Below are 16,210 nucleotides of genomic sequence, written 5' to 3' on the forward strand. Positions count from 1 at the left end.
TCTACGCCGGCAGCGGGTGTCAGGCGCTGATCAGCTTCGCGGCTGCAACCGTCTCCGAAGCCAGCCGTTCGACGCTGCCATCGGCACGCATGGAGACGCTGCCGGAGGCAACCAGCTTCAGAGCAGCCGCATATGTCTGGTGCTCCACTGTCAAAACGCGCGCAGCCAACGTGTCGGCTGTATCATCGATCAGAACGGGCACGACCGCCTGTGCAACAACAGGGCCTTCATCCATGCCTTCGGTAACGAAATGCACGGTGCAGCCGGCAACCTTCATGCCGGCATCGATCGCCCGCTGATGGGTTTGCAGACCCGGAAAGAGCGGCAGCAGGGAAGGGTGGATATTGAGGATCCGGCCGGTATGCGGACGGATGAAATCGCCGGAGAGCAGGCGCATATAGCCCGCAAGGCAGATCAGGTCGGGGCCGATCTTCGCAAGTGCGGCAAGGATCGCCGCCTCATGCTCGGCCTTGGAGCCATAGGCCTTGCGCGGAAATACGCGTGTCGGAATACCGAGCGCTTCCGCCTTGGCAAGGCCGCCGGCCTCCGGTTTGTCGGAAAAGACCGCGACGATTTCGGCCGGATAATCCGCCGCTTCGCAGGCTTTCGCCAGTGCCAGCATGTTCGATCCGCCGCCGGAAATGAAGGCGACGACGCGTTTGCGGCTGGCGCTCATAGGGCGAGCGTGCCCTTGTAGGTTACGCCATGAGCACCTTCTTCGCGGGCGATCATGCGGCCAAGACGGGCAACGGTTTCACCTTCGGCCTCAAGCGCCTTCGTCACGTCTTCCACCTTGTCGGCGGAGACAACGACGATCATGCCGATGCCGCAGTTGAAGGTGCGCAGCATTTCGTTCTGGGCAACGCCGCCGGTCTTGGCGAGCCAGGAGAAGACGGCCGGAACCTGGAACGAGGAGAGATCGATCTCGGCAGCCAGATGCTTCGGCAGCACGCGCGGAATGTTTTCCGGGAAGCCGCCGCCGGTGATATGGGCGAGCGCCTTCAGCGCCTTGGTTTCCTTGATCGCCTTCAGAAGCGGCTTCACATAGATGCGGGTCGGGGTGAGCAGTGCTGCACCGAGCGACTGTCCTTCCGCGAAGGGCGCCGGCGCATCCCAGGCAAGGCCTGAGACTTCAACGATCTTGCGCACCAGCGAAAAGCCGTTGGAATGCACGCCCGAGGACGATAGGCCGAGGATCACGTCGCCTTCGGCGATGTCTCCAGCCGGCAGCAGCTCGCCGCGCTCGGCAGCACCTACGGCAAAGCCCGCGAGGTCGTAGTCGCCCTTGGAATACATGCCCGGCATTTCAGCGGTCTCACCGCCGATCAGCGCACAGCCTGCTTCGCGGCAGCCGGCAGCGATGCCCTGCACGATCGCTGCACCCTGGTCCGGGTCCAGCTTGCCGGTGGCGAAATAGTCGAGGAACAGAAGCGGCTCCGCACCCTGGACTACGAGGTCGTTGACGCACATGGCGACGAGGTCGATACCGACGGTGTCGTGGATATTGGCGTCGATGGCGATCTTCAGCTTGGTGCCGACGCCGTCGTTGGCTGCGACCAGGATCGGATCCTTGAAGCCCGCGGCTTTGAGGTCGAACAAGCCGCCGAAGCCGCCGATCTCTCCATCCGCTCCCGGACGACGCGTCGACTTCACAGCCGGCTTGATCTTCTCGACCATCAGGTTGCCCGCGTCGATGTCGACGCCTGCATCGCTATAGGTCAACCCGTTCTTGCCAGCCTGGCTCATGCCTGCCTCCGATCCTGCGAGAATTTGGGCTGGCCATGGCATGAAGAGCCCTCGGATGCAAGCTGCGAGCCGCAGAAGCCCACGATTTCCCGGGCATTCTCGGTCAGGATGGTCTCATGTGATGACCGAAAACGCCGGAGTTCTTGACCAAGGCTTTGCCGGTAACCTATCTCCTAGTGCGGCACCGCAGCATGGCGGCCACGATTGGGCGCGGCGAAAACACGACACGGAGACGAACATGGCTCAATACATCAGTGCGATCGGCCTGCGCCGTCAGCTCTTTTTCTGGCTGGTGGCGCTCGCGATCTTCGTCGTATTCCTGATGCTGTTCTCGTCCGTCTTGCTGCCCTTCATTGCCGGCATGGCGCTTGCCTATTTCCTCGATCCCGTTGCCGACCGGCTGGAGCGTATCGGCCTGAGCCGACTGATGGCGACGGTGGTCATCCTCGTCTCCTTCGTCGTCGTCTTCGTGCTCTCCCTGATGATCATCATTCCAGTGCTCGCCAGCCAGCTCAATGAATTCATCCAGCGCGTGCCGAGCTACATCACGCAGCTGCAGACCTTCATCGCGACCTCGAATGCGTCCTGGCTGCCGGATTGGGTCGATGGCCAGATGGGCACGATCCAGGAGAACTTCTCCCGTTATCTGAGCGAGGGGGTCGGCTTCCTTGGCACCCTCGTCGAGCAGATCTGGAATTCCGGCAAGGCGCTGCTCGACATCGCTTCGCTTCTGGTCGTCACGCCGGTGGTTGCCTTCTACCTTCTGCTCGACTGGGACCGCATGATCGAGAAGGTCGATAGCTGGGTGCCGCGCAACCAGCTCGGCACGGTGCGCCATCTCGCGACCGAACTCGACAACACGATTGCGGGCTTCGTGCGCGGCCAGGGTTCGCTGTGCCTCATCCTCGGCATTTTTTACGCGATTGCGCTTTCGGCCGCCGGCCTGAATTTCGGCCTCCTGATCGGCTTCTTCACCGGCATGATCAGCTTCATCCCCTATGTCGGATCGACAGTCGGTCTGCTCCTGTCGCTCGGCGTGGCACTCGTGCAGTTCTGGCCAGATTTCATCTGGGTCGGCGTGATCGCCGGCATCTTCTTCCTCGGCCAGTTCATCGAGGGCAATATCCTGCAGCCCAAGCTGGTTGGCAAAAGCGTCGGGCTGCACCCGGTCTGGCTGATGTTCGCCCTCTTCGCCTTCGGCGCGCTCTTCGGCTTTGTCGGTGTTCTCGTGGCCGTGCCCGCGGCCGCAGCCGTCGGTGTGCTTGTCCGTTTCGCGATCTCGCGTTATCTTGACAGCGATCTCTATTACGGAAACTCGGTCGTCATCGCACCGCCTTCCCAGCCCGTTGGCGAGATCGCATCCCCAAGCTCCAGAGACGTGCCCGAGGCATGAATGACTGACGCCAAGATGGCTCCCGAAAAGCGTGGAGCAGCCGAACAATTGCCGCTCGCCTTCGAGCATGGTTCGGCGACTGGCCGTGACGACCTCCTGGTTTCCGAACGTATGGCCGCCGCCGTGTCGATCGTTGATGCCTGGCCGAACTGGCCGTCGCCGGTGGTGATTCTGACCGGGCCGGAAGGTTCGGGAAAATCCCACCTTGCCCAGATTTTTCGCGACACCAGCGGCGCGACGGATATCGTGTTGCAAGCCGGGCAGGGCGCGTCCCAGGTCGCAGCCGCAGGTCCGGTGCTCTTCGAGGATGCCGACCGCGCCGGCTTCGACGAGGTCGAGCTCTTCCATGTCATCAATGCCGTGCGCCAGCACGGTACGACGCTGCTGATCACCTCGCGCAGCTTTCCGCCGTACTGGAACGTCGCGCTGCCGGATCTGAATTCGCGCCTGAAGGCGGCTACGGTCGTGGAAATCGGAGCGCCGGATGAGGACCTGCTCGGGCAACTGATCACCAAGCTGTTCGCCGACCGACAGCTTTACATCGATGACAAGATCGTCAGCTATATCGTCAGCCGCATGGAGCGTTCCTTTTCAGTTGCCCAGGTGATCGTCGATCGCATGGATAAGCTGGCACTCGCGCGCCGCGCAAAGATCAGCCGTAGTCTCGCCGCGGAGGTTCTCGAAACGCTGGAGGCGGCTGACACCTGCGAGTAGTCGTCACAGATCTGTCGTCAAACTGTTATAATCGGCACCAACGATAACCAAGGGGCGAATCATGGACAGCGCAGTACACGGCACGGATGGCGAAACCGGTGCGGAGGTGGCGCCGGCCGAGGACCTGCTGACCAGCCCGCTGCGCTTCATCAACCGCGAATTCTCCTGGCTACAGTTTAACCGGCGTGTTCTCGAGGAAACCCTCAACACCGCCCATCCACTGCTTGAACGTATTCGCTTCCTGTCGATCTCTGCGGCAAACCTCGACGAGTTCTTCATGGTCCGCGTCGCCGGTCTCGAAGGGCAGGTGCGTCAGGGCATCGTCATAAAGAGCCCCGACGGCAAGACGCCGGCCGAGCAGCTCGATGACATCCTGAAGGAAATCGACAATCTGCAAATGGAGCAGCAAGCCTCGCTTGCCGTCCTGCAGCAGTACCTGGCCCAGGAAGAAATCCTGGTCGTCCGCCCTGCGGCCCTGTCTGAAGCGGATCGGAGCTGGCTCGAGACCACTTTCGAGGAATCGATCTTCCCCGTCCTGACGCCCCTGTCCATCGATCCGGCGCATCCGTTCCCTTTCATCCCCAATCTCGGCTTCTCCATGGGCCTGCAGCTCTGCTCGAGCCGCACCGGCGAGCCGATGACGGCATTGCTGCGTCTGCCGCCGACGCTCGACCGCTTCATCCGTCTGCCGGACGAGGGCGTCACCATCCGCTACATCACGCTCGAGGACATGGTCGGGCTGTTCATCAACCGGCTCTACCCGGGTTATGAAGTCAAGGGTTTCGGCACCTTCCGCATTATCCGCGACAGCGATATCGAGGTTGAGGAAGAGGCGGAGGATCTTGTCCGGTTCTTCGAGACGGCGCTGAAGCGTCGCCGTCGCGGCTCCGTAATCCGTATCGAGATCGACTCGGAGATGCCTGTCGCGCTGCGGCAGTTCGTCGTTCACGAACTCGGTGTTGCCGACAATCGCGTTGCCGTTCTCCCCGGCCTGCTCGCGCTCAACACGATCTCTGAAATCACCAAGGCACCGCGCGACGACCTGCGTTTTGAGCAGTACAACGCCCGTTTCCCCGAGCGAGTCCGCGAACATGCCGGAGACTGTCTGGCGGCGATCCGCGAGAAGGACATGATCGTCCATCATCCCTATGAGAGCTTCGATGTCGTGGTGCAGTTCCTGCTGCAGGCCGCACGCGACCCGGATGTTCTCGCGATCAAGCAGACGCTCTACCGCACCTCGAATGACAGTCCGATCGTGCGAGCCTTGATCGATGCCGCCGATGCGGGCAAGTCGGTGACGGCGCTCGTCGAGCTGAAGGCCCGCTTCGATGAGGAAGCCAATATCCGTTGGGCGCGAGATCTGGAGCGTGCCGGCGTGCAGGTCGTCTTCGGCTTCATCGAACTTAAGACCCATGCCAAGATGTCGATGGTCGTGCGTCGCGAAGACGGCAAGCTCCGGACATACTGCCATCTGGGCACGGGCAATTATCACCCGATCACGGCGAAGATCTACACCGACCTGTCCTTCTTCACCTGCAATCCGAAGATTGCCCATGACATGGCAAATGTCTTCAACTTCATCACCGGCTACGGCGAACCGGAAGAAGGCATGAAGCTTGCCGTCTCGCCCTACACGTTGCGTCCACGGATTCTCAAGCACATCCACGAGGAGATCGCGCACGCTAAGGCGGGTCGGCCGGCCCAGATCTGGATGAAGATGAACTCGCTGGTCGACCCCGAGATCATCGACGCGCTTTATGCAGCAAGCGGCGCAGGCGTCGAGATCGATCTGGTTATCCGTGGCATCTGCTGCCTGCGGCCTCGCGTGCCTGGTCTCTCAGACAACATCCGGGTCAAGTCGATCATAGGCCGCTTCCTCGAGCACAGCCGCATCTTCTGCTTCGGCAATGGTCATCGGCTGCCGTCGGAAAAGGCGCTGGTCTATATCGGCTCCGCCGACATGATGCCGCGCAATCTCGATCGCCGTGTCGAGACCCTGGTGCCGCTCATCAACCCCACTGTGCATGAGCAGGTCCTGTCCCAGATCATGCTGGGCAACCTGATTGACAACCAGCAGAGCTACGAGATATTGGCCGATGGAACGTCACGCCGCATCGAGGTGCGACAGGGTGAGGAACCTTTCAACGCCCAGCACTATTTCATGACCAATCCGAGCCTGTCTGGCCGCGGAGAAGCTTTGAAGTCGAGTGCACCGAAACTGATCGCCGGCCTGATTTCCGGCAGGAAACGATAACACTGGTACCTCATGACAAGATCTGAAGCGCAGGGGCGCCTTCCCGGTATCGCCCCTGTCTCCGTTGTCGATATCGGCTCCAACTCGATCCGTCTGGTGATCTATGAGGGGCTGGCGCGCGCGCCGACGGTTCTCTTCAACGAGAAGGTTCTCTGCGGCCTCGGCAAGGGCGTCGCCACGACCGGCCGCATGGACGAGGGTGGTGTGGAGCGGGCGCTGTCGGCACTCTGCCGCTTCCGTGCGCTGTCCAACCAGGCCCAGGCAACGCGGATGTATGTGCTCGCCACCGCTGCCGCGCGTGAAGCCTCCAACGGTCCTGATTTTATCGCGCGCGCAGAAGAGATCCTCGGGCACGAGATCCTGGTGCTGACGGGCGAAGAGGAAGCGAAATACTCCGCTCTCGGCGTTGTCAGCGGCTTCCACGACGTGGACGGAATTGCAGGTGACCTCGGCGGCGGTTCGCTTGAACTCATCGATATCCACGGCAAGGAATTCGGCAAGGGCATCACCCTGCCGCTGGGCGGCTTGCGCCTGTCTGAGTCGGTCGAAGGATCCCTGCCGAAGGCCCGTGCGCTCGCCAAAAAGCTCGTCGGCGACGTCTCGTTCCTCAAAAAGGGACAGGGGCGAACTTTCTATGCGGTCGGTGGCACCTGGCGCAACATCGCCAAGCTGCACATGGAAATCCGCAAATATCCGCTGCACATGATGCAGGGTTATGAACTGCCCTATGACGAGATCGCCTTCTTCCTGGAGGAAGTCATCTCCGGCGCCAACAGTCGCGATCCCGCCTGGTCGACGATTTCCAAGAGCCGCCGCAACCTGATCCCCTTTGGTGCTGCCGCCATGCGCGAAGTGATCGAGGTGATGAAGCCGAAGAGTATCTGCTTCTCGGCGCAAGGGGTGCGCGAAGGATATCTCTATTCGCTACTCCTCGATGAAGAACAGGCGCTCGATCCGCTGATCGAGGCCGCCGACGAACTCGCCATCCTGCGCGCCCGCTCGCCAGAACATGCCCGTGAGCTCGCCGACTGGACGGGCCGGATGATGCCCTTCTTCGACATCCAGGAAACAGAAGAGGAAAGCCGCTATCGCCAGGCCGCCTGCCTGCTCGCTGATATCAGTTGGCGCGCCCATCCCGATTATCGCGGGCTGCAGGCGCTGAACGTGATTGCCCACTCCTCCTTCGTCGGCATCACCCATCCGGGCCGCGCCTTCATTGCGCTCACCAACTACTACCGCTTCGAAGGCCTGCATGACGACGGCCAGACCGGGCCGCTCGCGGCCATCGCCACCGAGCGTCTGCTGGATAGGGCAAAGCTCGTCGGCGGCATGCTGCGCGTCGTCTATCTCTTCTCGGCCTCGATGCCCGGCGTCGTCAACAACCTGACCTTCCGGCGTTCGGGCAGCCCTGAGCTCGACCTCGAATTCGTTGTCCCGAAGTCCTACCAGGACTTTGCCGGCGAGCGGCTCGACGGGCGCCTGATGCAGCTGTCGAAGCTGACCGGCAAACGGCTGGCATTCGTGTTCGAATAGGGGCGCTAGCTCACTCCTATCCACCCATCTCTCGCTTGGGCACTGGCATCGTGATGGCGATTGCCCGCGTCTGAGGGACGGGCTACAAATCTCCTCGATCTGCAGCCTTGATTGGAGAGGGTGTCATGGCGTCCAGCAGCAATTCCAAACAAAGACTACTGCCCGCAGCGATCCGTAGACCGATGCTCGCCTTGGCGCTGGCCACATCGCCGTCGATCTTTCTTGTGGCTTACGTCAACGCCGAAGAGGCGCGTCGATGGATGGGAGAGGCTCAGGAGGGTGGCGCCGTGCTGCTTTACGGCCTGCCGCAGACCGACGATGTGCCGGTGAGCTTCCGCTGTGAACTGCCGGCACGCGAGTTCATCATGACGCTCTCGCTGGATCCGAATTTCGAACCGAAGACCGGCGCGGTGAAGCTGACGGTGAACGCGCCGCCTGCCGCCGATCAATTGGTCGTCGATGCAGAGATCCAGTTTCTGGAAGAGATGGAGCTGACATTCCTCGAAGCGCGCCCGGCCTTCGATGCCGCCATTGCCCGGATGCTGAAGCAGGGAACAGAACTGAAGTTCACCATAAACGAGAAGACCTTTGCCTATCCGCTGACCGGGGCGGCTGAAGCCATGGGACCAATCGAGGCGGCCTGCGCCAAGCCGACCTGACGATCACGCGGTCTTAGAGTCGATAAAAGGCGCAGGATCCTAAGACCCTGCGCCTTTCTCTTTGATGGTCCCGGCCAAATACCTTTCGGTGCCCGAGCCGGAGATCTTGAGGTCGCTTATTTCGCGCCGAGGAAATCGCCTACTTCGAGCAGAACGAACTCGTTGTCGTCGGCCTTGTCGAGGGCACGACCGGCCGAGAAGGGCAGGTTGTTGTCATTGCCGACAATGATGTGGGTCGGATCGACCACATCGACATTTTCGATGGTGACGAAAGGCATGTCGTAGAAGCCTTCGCCGCCGCCCTGGCGCTTCTTGTTGTCGGGGTCTTCGATCTTCATCAGGTCGATGTAACCGATCTTGCGCACGGCCTTGCCGGCATTCTCGTCCGTCATCTCGATCTTGTAGATGCGCTTGTGCTTGGCCGGAACGGCAAAGCAGTCGGCAGCCGGCGCCTTCGGATCGGCACAGGCCTTTTCAACCACACCCGCACCGTTGTCGCGCTCGATCACCAGGGCCGTGGTCTCGTCGATCATGTTGAAATCGCCGATCGCCTCGCCACCTTCGGACAGCGGATAGAGCCAGGTCTTGCCCGTCCAGGACTTGGAGGCGGCGTCGAGCTCGATGATGCGCAGCGCCGTCAGGCCGTCGGCCTTTTCAACGGAACCGTCTTCCATGTAGAGCGGGCCTTCAAGCATGCCATAGAGCTTCGTGCCGTCCTTCGACATGGCCAAGCCCTCGTAGCCGCCGGAGCGCTTCAGGTTGAAGACGGGCATCTTGGCCGTCGGATTTGCCGGAACGACCAGCGTCGGATTATCAGGCGATTTCACTTCGATCTCGCCGGCCTTTGTGGCGATGACGTCGGACAGCACTCCCTCGGACGAGAACTTCAGCATGTAGGGGCCGAGCTCTTCGCCAACCCAGAAACCGTCAGCCACCGGCTGGATGGATTCGACGTCGAAGTCGGCGCCGGTGAGGTAACGCTTCGCCGAGCCTTCCATGGCGATCGGGAAGGGGGTCTTCTTGTCGGGATCGGTCAGAAACAGGGTCTTTTCAACCTTAACCGCGCCGGCATCCCAATCGAAAGTCAGGTGATGCAGCATCAGCATCGCGTCTGTCGAGTTGCTCTTGGAGCCGAAGCCGTTGTCGGACAGGCTCCAGAACGTACCGTCTTCCATGGCCTTGATACCGGAGAAACCCTGCAGCGGCTGGCCGTCGAAGGGCAGCGAAAGGCCTGTCAGGCGCACGCCGTCCTTGCCGGGTACGCTGCCGAGCGCATCCGCACGCTTGCGGTCTGCGGTCGAGAACTTGCCGGAGGTCTTGAGATAGTCGGGCGCATCGGCAGGTGCGGCGATGATCGTGTTCGCCGGCAGGATCGCGTGATTGACGAGCTTGGCCGGGAAGGCCTTCTCCTCGGCCGAGGCCTGGGAGACGAAGAGGATGAAGAGGGCGGCAGACGTCAAAAGGGATTTGGTCATAGCGTCACCTTGTTGGAAGGGAGGAAACGCCGCTGTCCTTAAGGAGCCTTCATGTCGCACCGATTGCCGTTGGGTGAAGTTTCAGTGACGCCACCCGTTACCCACAGGCTAGCCGAGCCAAGGGGGCAGGTTGCCGCGATCTTCACCGGTCACGGCGGCTTCCACACAGGCAGCGAGGCTGCCGAAGCGCATGGTCCGTCCGGTGAGGCCCGGGCCGTAATGGGCATATTTGCCGGAATTGGTCATGATGGTCCGGGCATCGACGGGGATGATGGGCTCGGTCACCATGCACCAGCAGGTGTCGTTGACGAGGGTCACGCCGAATTCGGTGAGCAAAGCCACATCGCCTGCCGCTTCCGCCTTTGCCATCTCGGCGCGTCCGCATGTGATGACGAGGGGCACATGAGGATGGCGCCTCTTCCCGCGACAGAGGGCGGCGAGGGCGGCAAGCTCGGTGGCAGAGAAATGCGGATTGCCGAGCGAGACCAGCTGCACTGGACCCGCATCCGCACCGTTCAGCTCGCGCCATGCCCGCTGGAGGTCGTCGTGGGTGAGCAAAGTCATCGGAAGGTCTAGGGCTGCAAAGGTCTTGGGGCTCTGCGCTTCCGGCGTGACGCCAGCGATATGGAACATCGGCGCCGCCGAGGTGGTGGCAAACGCTGCCCCGAAGGCCTTGAGTGCGTCCGTGTCAGGACTGTGCGCGGATACGCCCTCGACGAGCGGAATGGCATCGGGCGAAATCGTTCCGATCAGATAGCCGAGCAATGGCCAGAGGCTGTCATCCACGCCCGCAATTGGCGGCACAGTGACCCGGATCTGCGGCGCGCGCTCCTCCGGCAAATGGCAGCCCGCCTTGGGTGCCCGGCCCGTCAGCGCGATCGCGATATCGAGATAGTCGGGATACTTCATCGTGCGCGCGCCGAGCACGCTGTTGGCATAGACGACGGCATTCGATTCCGCCCAGACGATCTGTTCGTCGCGAACAGGTCTGTCGTCGAGCAGATAGGGGGCGCAGGTGAAGGTGGCTTGTGCGCCCATCGCCACATAGGCATCAGCCACTGCGGAGGCCGGGCGTCCGAGCGCTTCCGGAACACCCTGCGCCTGCCAGCGCCGATGATCGACCGAAATCGCATTCAGCGTCGTCGGCACCACGACGCGACCGCCGAGATCACGCAGCTTTTCAGCAAAGGCGAGGCCGCCAGGACCTGTATAGATGCAGCCGTCGATATGGGCACGGGTGATGTCTATCAGCTCTGTCGCGCCTTCGAGCGCCGCCATCCGCAGCACCATCCGCATGGCGACCGCGGCTGCCTCGCCACGCTCTCCAGAGAGGATGGCCTGGTCCTTATCCGTGAGCGCGATGTCGGAGCCAATCCCTGCGACGGCATTGCTGATCCGGACGCGCTTGGCTGTCTTCAGTCCGGCAAACACCTCTTTGCCTACCGCGATTACCGGAATCGAGCGCCCGAACACCTCCTCCGCGACGATGACGCCGAGCGTGATGATCGCTTCTGGATGTTCGAGCACGATCGCGGCGGGACCTTGTCCATTGAGGATCAGTTCGAGGATCACGCCGCTGCCGGTGCAGGAGCCGCGGCTGGTCGGGAGTGCCAGCACGCGTCCGGTCAGCCGCTCGCCGCTCAACGGGTGATGCCGGTCGATGATCTCGCCGGTCACGGCATCTGCGCCACCCCAGAAGCTGAGCGCCGTATCGGTGAACAGCACCTCGCCCTCGGCGGAGCCTGAAACGAGTACGCGGCCCGTGATGTCGACGGTGTCATTGAAGCTGCTCATCATTCCGTCTCCGTCAGGGCCAAAACGGCAAAACTCACCAGCCAGTGTTCACCCATATAGTCGCCAGCCACATGCGCAATACCGGCTTCGAGATGCCCATGCGCGGCCTCGATCATGACAGCTCGGCGCGGGTCCGTGTCCGGCAGGGTGCCCGCCAGAGAGGACCAGCACCAGGCGCGACTGAGGCTCAGGCCATCGAGATGGGCGATCTTGCCATCCGAGCGGTCGGAAACGGAGGCGGGGGCAAACAGCGTGCGCGGCTGACTGGCCGCGATCTCAGGCAGGAAACCCTCGAACCAGCGGCCGAACTCGGACGCGGGCAGAAGCCGGCGCAAACATTCCGCCTCGATCAGCGCTGGCGAGAGGAAGTCGTCGCCCGAGGGCTCGCCCCAGGCGGGGCAGGCGGTGTCAGTGCCATACCAGCGCAGAGCCGTTGCCCGCAGCAGATCGAAGAGGCTGTCGTCTCCGACGGTGTCGGCATAGTCGGCGGCGAGCCTCAGCGCAAAGGCGGTGTTGTAATGCGTGCCCACGCGCACAGGATAGGTGGCAAGCGGCAGGAAGTCCCGGAAGCGCTGGACGATCCGCTCCGTCAGCGGCGACAGGGCCTCGGCCCAGGCCGGATCCTCGTGGCCGTGCAATTCGGCGGCAAGCTTTAGCAACCAGCCCCAGCCATAGGGCCGCTCGTAACCCCGCGCCATGGGCCGGTCGAAATAGGCGCATTCGCCGGCGACCCTCTCGGGCACCAGCATCGTTGAGAAGAGATCACGGATCGTCGGCCCCTCCGGCATCTCGGGATGGAGGCGCAAAAGCCGCGCCAGCATCCAGTGGCCATGCACGCAGGAATGCCAGTCGTAACTGCCGTAGAAAACCGGATGCAGTTCGGATGGCGTTTTCGCATCCTCAGGCCCTTCGAGCCCGTGCAGGATATGATTGGGATATTCGCGGGTGACATGGCCGAGCGCGATCGTCGCGAAGCGCGAGGCAAGTTCGGATGTCAGCCGCGTGGTCATCCCTTATCTCCCAAGTCCAGCCTATCGCCCCAGTCAGCCCGGCGGACCTCCTTGAAGGCCTCGCCATCGCGTTTGCTGAGCGTCAGCTCTGTGGTCGATCCATCGGTCCGACAGAGTTTGACCCGCCCGACACCGCCGTTGACGCGCGGCGGAGACAGCACCCGGCCACCGACGAGGGAAATAGGTTCGCGAGAGGCGGCGATGAAGATGTATTTCTCGTCTTCCCACGGCACTTCGGCGCCCTTGGCCATCCGGTGCACCCGCGAGCGCGCCACACGGCGGGAGAAGTGGCACCAGTCCGGTGCCACGATCGGACAGTTTTCCGCATGCATGCAGGGCGCCACGAGATGCGCCCCAAGGGATCGGAGCTTGTCACGAACGGCGAGAATGCGCTGCCAGCCAGCCGGCGTGCCCGGCTCGATGACGACGAGCATGCCTTTGGTCAGCGTCCACAGTTTTTCCGTGACGGTTCCGATGGTTGCCGGTGGAAGCTCGTCCAGGACATAGGCGAGTGTCACGAGATCGGATGGCCCAAGCGCCGGGATCTTGGCTGTGACGTCACCCGCCTGCCAGCGGCTCTTGACGCTGCCAGAAGCGGCGAGCTTTTCGCCAACGCTGCGGATTGCGCCGCTCGCTTCCACCATCTCGGCGGATGTCAGGCTGCCCCAGGTATCGGCCGCCGCCCAGAGTGCCGTGCCGGGGCCGCAGCCGAGATCGATCAGGGTCTCCGGCTGGAAATCCGGTGCCGCATCCTCGACCATGGCAAGCGCTGCCCGGACCGCCGCAAAGGTGGCGGGCAGGCGGGTCGCGAGATAGGCCTTGGCGGCCAGCGCATCGTCGATATGAAACCGCCCGTCACGAACCTCGCGCCGGTAGCGATCCGAGAGGATAGCGCTCGCCTTGGCGAGCCGTTCCAGCGGTTCGCCCTGGAGCATCTGGTCGACGGCGGAGCGGAGCGGGGCGGGAAGTTCCATGGGTGTCCTCAGCCGCGCCGCGCCGCCCATTCGGGGCGGAGAATGGACATCAGGAGGAAATCTGAGCGGCTGCCATCGGGCAGAAGAGCTGCCTGGCGCAACACGCCTTCCTGGATGAAGCCGATCTTGCGGTAGACCGCCTGCGCACGCAGATTGCCGCTCACCACGTCGAGCCAGAGGCGATGGGCATTGGTTTCGAGAAAGGCAAAGTCGACGGCACCGGCGAGCAGTTGCGTACCCACGCCCTTTTCCGGGCTCGAAACCGCGATGCGCTTAACGCAGGCATTGCCGTCGCGTCGGTTGACATCCATCAGGATGACGAAGCCGAGCGATTGGCCATCGTCACCTTCGCCAATCAGATGCGCAAACGAGTAGCTCGCAAGCTGCGCCCTGTGCTCGTCAACGCTATAGCGGCCGATGAACTGGTCATAGCCCGGCTTGCGCTCGGTCTCCATGATGAACGGGATATCGGCCTCCGTTGCACGGCGCAGGGATAGCGCCGTCACGGATCAGAACTCCACCGCTTCGACGCGCTTATCGACGAAGCGCAGGCCGACGCCGCCGGAGATCAACTTGAGCGCGAGATCGCCGAACAGCTCCTTGCGCCAGCCCTGGAGAGCGGCCACTTCGGCCTTCTCGCCCTCGGCTGCGATCTTTTCCAGGTCTTCGCTGTTGGCAATCACCTTGGAGGCGACGCCATGTTTTTCCGAGGTGAGGCGCAGCAGAACCTTCAAGAGTTCGACCGCCGACTGCGTGCCTTCGGGTGCATGCGCGTGACGTTGTAAATGCGGCATTTCAGACTTTGGAAGTGCAAGGGCCGTATTCACCTGTTCGATGATGGCGGCGCCTGAAGATGAGCGTTCCCAGCCCTTGGGGATGGTGCGCAGGCGTCCGAGCGCCTCCACGTCCTTCGGCTGCTGCTGGGCGATCTCGTAGATCGCATCGTCCTTCAAGACGCGCGAGCGCGGCACGTTGCGGGCACGCGCCTCGCGTTCGCGCCATGCGGCGACATATTGCATGACGGCGAGTTCCGTCGGCTTGCGCAGCCGCATCTTCAGCCGCTGCCAGGCCTGTTCCGGCGGCAGGTCATAGGTCTCGCGGGATTCGAGGATCGCCATTTCCTCGGTCAGCCATTCCGCACGGCCTTCCGCTTCCAGCTGACCTTTCAGCTTCAGATAGACATCGCGCAGATGGGTGACATCGGCCAGCGCATAATCGAGCTGCTTTTCGGACAGCGGACGGCGGCTCCAATCGGTGAAGCGCGAGGTCTTGTCGATATGGACGTTCTTCACCTTCTGCACGAGCTGGTCATAGGAGACCGAGTCGCCGAAGCCGCAGACCATGGCCGCAACCTGCGTATCGAAGATCGGATGCGGGATCAGGTCGCCGAGATGGAAGATGATTTCGATGTCCTGGCGGGCCGCATGGAAGACCTTCACGACGGCGGAATTGGCCATCAGCTCGAAGAAGGGCTTGAGGTCCAGGCCCTTGGCCATCGGGTCGACGATGTATTCGTGTTCCGGGCTCGCCATCTGGATGAGGCAGAGTTCCGGCCAGAAGGTCGTTTCGCGGAGAAATTCCGTGTCGATCGTGATGAAATCGGATTGAGCGAGGAGGCGGCAGGCCTCTTCGAGCGCAGCAGTTGTATCGATCATTTCGGCTCGGTCATGGAAACTAAAGGATCAACCTTAGTTTCCCTTCTGGCCTTCCTTGTCAATATGAACGACCGGGAAACGGGCCCTGTAAGCCCTCTTCAAAGGGTCAAGTCCCTTAATCGTCGGCTGAAACACCCTTCAGCGCCGCAATGTTCTGGCTGTGGACCGCCTCGTAGGGTGCGAAATAAGTAAGCGTTCCCGCAGCAAGTTCCGGTGCGATGAAGCTTTGAAGGCTCTCGGTCTCGAGCTCCGGATCATCCATACGGGCCAGCAGTCGGGTAAGATAGTCGCGCGTGGCCGTCACCAGCGACGGCGGATAGCCGCCGGATGCGATCACCTGCTCGTCGCCATGATTGGGCAGGATGCGGCTGAAATCGAGCTTCGCCAGTCGGTCGAGTTCGGCGATGTGCCGCGCCGTGTTGTCGGGCTCCGAGATGTAGGTGACACTGTCTTCCAGCGTGTCGCCGGCCAGCAGTACACCGAGATGCGGCAACAGCAGAATAGTCCCATCGGCACTGTGAATATCGAACTGCATCAGCGTCACCGTGATGTCGCCGACCTCAAGCGTCATCTTGCCCTCGAAGGTCTCTGTCGGCATGACGACCGGATTGATCGGCGGGTCCTTGGCAACCAGCACCTTGCGTTTCTCGATCAGCGTGTTGCGCGTCAGCTTGTTCGAGATGATCGGGCAGTCGATGAAGCCGGCATTGCCGGCAACATGATCGGTATGCCAGTGACTGAGCACGACCCGGATTCTGGTGACGCCGAGGCTGGAGAGGTGGCTGCGAATGGCACGCGCATGGTCGAAGGAGATATGCGTGTCATAGACCAGCGCCTCGCGCCCCGAGACGATTGCATAGCTTGCGACGCCGAGGCTATAGGCACCGTCGTCGAGCCAGTTCGGCTTGTCGGAATGCAGACGTTTGCCGAGGGTGCGTCCGTCGTAATAGGTATACAGCCCCGGATAGGGCTCGTGGATACGCATCGTCTCGGCAAGGCTCAT

At 62.2% G+C, this 16,210-nt stretch carries 14 protein-coding genes; 5 read left to right on the top strand and 9 right to left on the bottom strand.

Annotation, left to right across the window (positions count from 1 at the left end; translation table 11 throughout):
* Window positions 1-19: 19 nt before the first annotated feature.
* Both purN and purM read right to left on the bottom strand, forming a co-directional pair.
* Window positions 20-676, bottom strand: a complete 657-nt coding sequence (gene purN, locus BW978_RS12565) for a phosphoribosylglycinamide formyltransferase (RefSeq protein WP_076395595.1) — start codon at window positions 674-676, stop codon at window positions 20-22.
* Window positions 673-1,746 (bottom strand): phosphoribosylformylglycinamidine cyclo-ligase, encoded by a 1,074-nt coding sequence (purM, locus tag BW978_RS12570; protein WP_076395597.1) that lies wholly within the window; start codon window positions 1,744-1,746, stop codon window positions 673-675. The genes purN and purM overlap by 4 nt, the downstream gene beginning before the upstream one ends.
* Before the next feature lie 238 nt (window positions 1,747-1,984).
* On the opposite strand from purM, the gene BW978_RS12575 reads away from it, so the two are divergent.
* From BW978_RS12575 to BW978_RS12595, 5 genes are all read left to right on the top strand, one after another.
* Window positions 1,985-3,139, top strand: coding sequence for an AI-2E family transporter (locus tag BW978_RS12575; RefSeq protein ID WP_076395599.1), 1,155 nt, complete (start codon window positions 1,985-1,987; stop codon window positions 3,137-3,139).
* The gene (gene hdaA / locus BW978_RS12580; RefSeq protein WP_076395601.1) at window positions 3,140-3,853 is read left to right on the top strand and encodes a DnaA regulatory inactivator HdaA; all 714 of its coding nucleotides are present in this window, start codon (window positions 3,140-3,142) and stop codon (window positions 3,851-3,853) included.
* Between the two features lie 61 nt (window positions 3,854-3,914).
* Entirely contained in the window at window positions 3,915-6,107 is a 2,193-nt protein-coding gene (locus BW978_RS12585; RefSeq protein WP_076395603.1) for an RNA degradosome polyphosphate kinase, read from the top strand.
* Between the two features lie 12 nt (window positions 6,108-6,119).
* Window positions 6,120-7,640, top strand: coding sequence for an exopolyphosphatase (gene ppx / locus BW978_RS12590; RefSeq protein ID WP_076395605.1), 1,521 nt, complete (start codon window positions 6,120-6,122; stop codon window positions 7,638-7,640).
* A gap of 125 nt (window positions 7,641-7,765) precedes the next feature.
* Complete coding sequence (locus BW978_RS12595; RefSeq protein ID WP_139330507.1) at window positions 7,766-8,299, top strand: hypothetical protein; 534 nt, start codon at window positions 7,766-7,768, stop codon at window positions 8,297-8,299.
* 116 nt (window positions 8,300-8,415) lie between these two features.
* On the opposite strand, the gene BW978_RS12600 is transcribed toward BW978_RS12595, so the two are convergent.
* The 7 genes from BW978_RS12600 to BW978_RS12630 all read right to left on the bottom strand — a co-directional run bounded on the left by BW978_RS12600 (window position 8,416) and on the right by BW978_RS12630 (window position 16,210).
* The gene (locus BW978_RS12600) at window positions 8,416-9,774 is read right to left on the bottom strand and encodes an esterase-like activity of phytase family protein (protein WP_076395609.1); all 1,359 of its coding nucleotides are present in this window, start codon (window positions 9,772-9,774) and stop codon (window positions 8,416-8,418) included.
* A 108-nt stretch (window positions 9,775-9,882) separates the two neighbouring features.
* A complete protein-coding gene (locus BW978_RS12605) occupies window positions 9,883-11,568 on the bottom strand; it encodes a cis-3-hydroxy-L-proline dehydratase (RefSeq protein WP_076396506.1) in 1,686 nt (561 codons plus the stop codon).
* Window positions 11,568-12,578, bottom strand: a complete 1,011-nt coding sequence (locus tag BW978_RS12610; protein ID WP_076395611.1) for a DUF2891 domain-containing protein — start codon at window positions 12,576-12,578, stop codon at window positions 11,568-11,570. The genes BW978_RS12605 and BW978_RS12610 overlap by 1 nt, the downstream gene beginning before the upstream one ends.
* Entirely contained in the window at window positions 12,575-13,552 is a 978-nt protein-coding gene (locus BW978_RS12615; protein WP_076395613.1) for a small ribosomal subunit Rsm22 family protein, read from the bottom strand. Before BW978_RS12615 ends, BW978_RS12610 begins: the two co-directional genes overlap by 4 nt.
* 8 nt (window positions 13,553-13,560) lie before the next feature.
* Complete coding sequence (locus BW978_RS12620; protein ID WP_083697581.1) at window positions 13,561-14,058, bottom strand: GNAT family N-acetyltransferase; 498 nt, start codon at window positions 14,056-14,058, stop codon at window positions 13,561-13,563.
* Between the two features lie 3 nt (window positions 14,059-14,061).
* Window positions 14,062-15,207 carry a ribonuclease D gene (gene rnd / locus BW978_RS12625; protein WP_076395615.1) on the bottom strand — a complete coding sequence of 382 codons (1,146 nt, stop codon included), beginning with the start codon at window positions 15,205-15,207 and terminating at the stop codon, window positions 14,062-14,064.
* Between the two features lie 115 nt (window positions 15,208-15,322).
* The gene (locus tag BW978_RS12630; RefSeq protein ID WP_076395617.1) at window positions 15,323-16,210 is read right to left on the bottom strand and encodes an MBL fold metallo-hydrolase; all 888 of its coding nucleotides are present in this window, start codon (window positions 16,208-16,210) and stop codon (window positions 15,323-15,325) included.

This window comes from Rhizobium sp. RU33A, assembly GCF_900156055.1.
In the GTDB taxonomy this organism is placed as follows: domain Bacteria; phylum Pseudomonadota; class Alphaproteobacteria; order Rhizobiales; family Rhizobiaceae; genus Allorhizobium.

Bases quoted from the DNA above. Each gene is read 5' to 3' on its own strand.
- purN (WP_076395595.1), bottom strand. From the start codon at position 676: ATGAGCGCCAGCCGCAAACGCGTCGTCGCCTTCATTTCCGGCGGCGGA.
- purM (WP_076395597.1), bottom strand. From the start codon at position 1,746: ATGAGCCAGGCTGGCAAGAACGGGTTGACCTATAGCGATGCAGGCGTC.
- BW978_RS12575 (WP_076395599.1), top strand. From the start codon at position 1,985: ATGGCTCAATACATCAGTGCGATCGGCCTGCGCCGTCAGCTCTTTTTC.
- hdaA (WP_076395601.1), top strand. From the start codon at position 3,140: ATGACTGACGCCAAGATGGCTCCCGAAAAGCGTGGAGCAGCCGAACAA.
- BW978_RS12585 (WP_076395603.1), top strand. From the start codon at position 3,915: ATGGACAGCGCAGTACACGGCACGGATGGCGAAACCGGTGCGGAGGTG.
- ppx (WP_076395605.1), top strand. From the start codon at position 6,120: ATGACAAGATCTGAAGCGCAGGGGCGCCTTCCCGGTATCGCCCCTGTC.
- BW978_RS12595 (WP_139330507.1), top strand. From the start codon at position 7,766: ATGGCGTCCAGCAGCAATTCCAAACAAAGACTACTGCCCGCAGCGATC.
- BW978_RS12600 (WP_076395609.1), bottom strand. From the start codon at position 9,774: ATGACCAAATCCCTTTTGACGTCTGCCGCCCTCTTCATCCTCTTCGTC.
- BW978_RS12605 (WP_076396506.1), bottom strand. From the start codon at position 11,568: ATGAGCAGCTTCAATGACACCGTCGACATCACGGGCCGCGTACTCGTT.
- BW978_RS12610 (WP_076395611.1), bottom strand. From the start codon at position 12,578: ATGACCACGCGGCTGACATCCGAACTTGCCTCGCGCTTCGCGACGATC.
- BW978_RS12615 (WP_076395613.1), bottom strand. From the start codon at position 13,552: ATGGAACTTCCCGCCCCGCTCCGCTCCGCCGTCGACCAGATGCTCCAG.
- rnd (WP_076395615.1), bottom strand. From the start codon at position 15,207: ATGATCGATACAACTGCTGCGCTCGAAGAGGCCTGCCGCCTCCTCGCT.
- BW978_RS12630 (WP_076395617.1), bottom strand. From the start codon at position 16,210: ATGAGCCTTGCCGAGACGATGCGTATCCACGAGCCCTATCCGGGGCTG.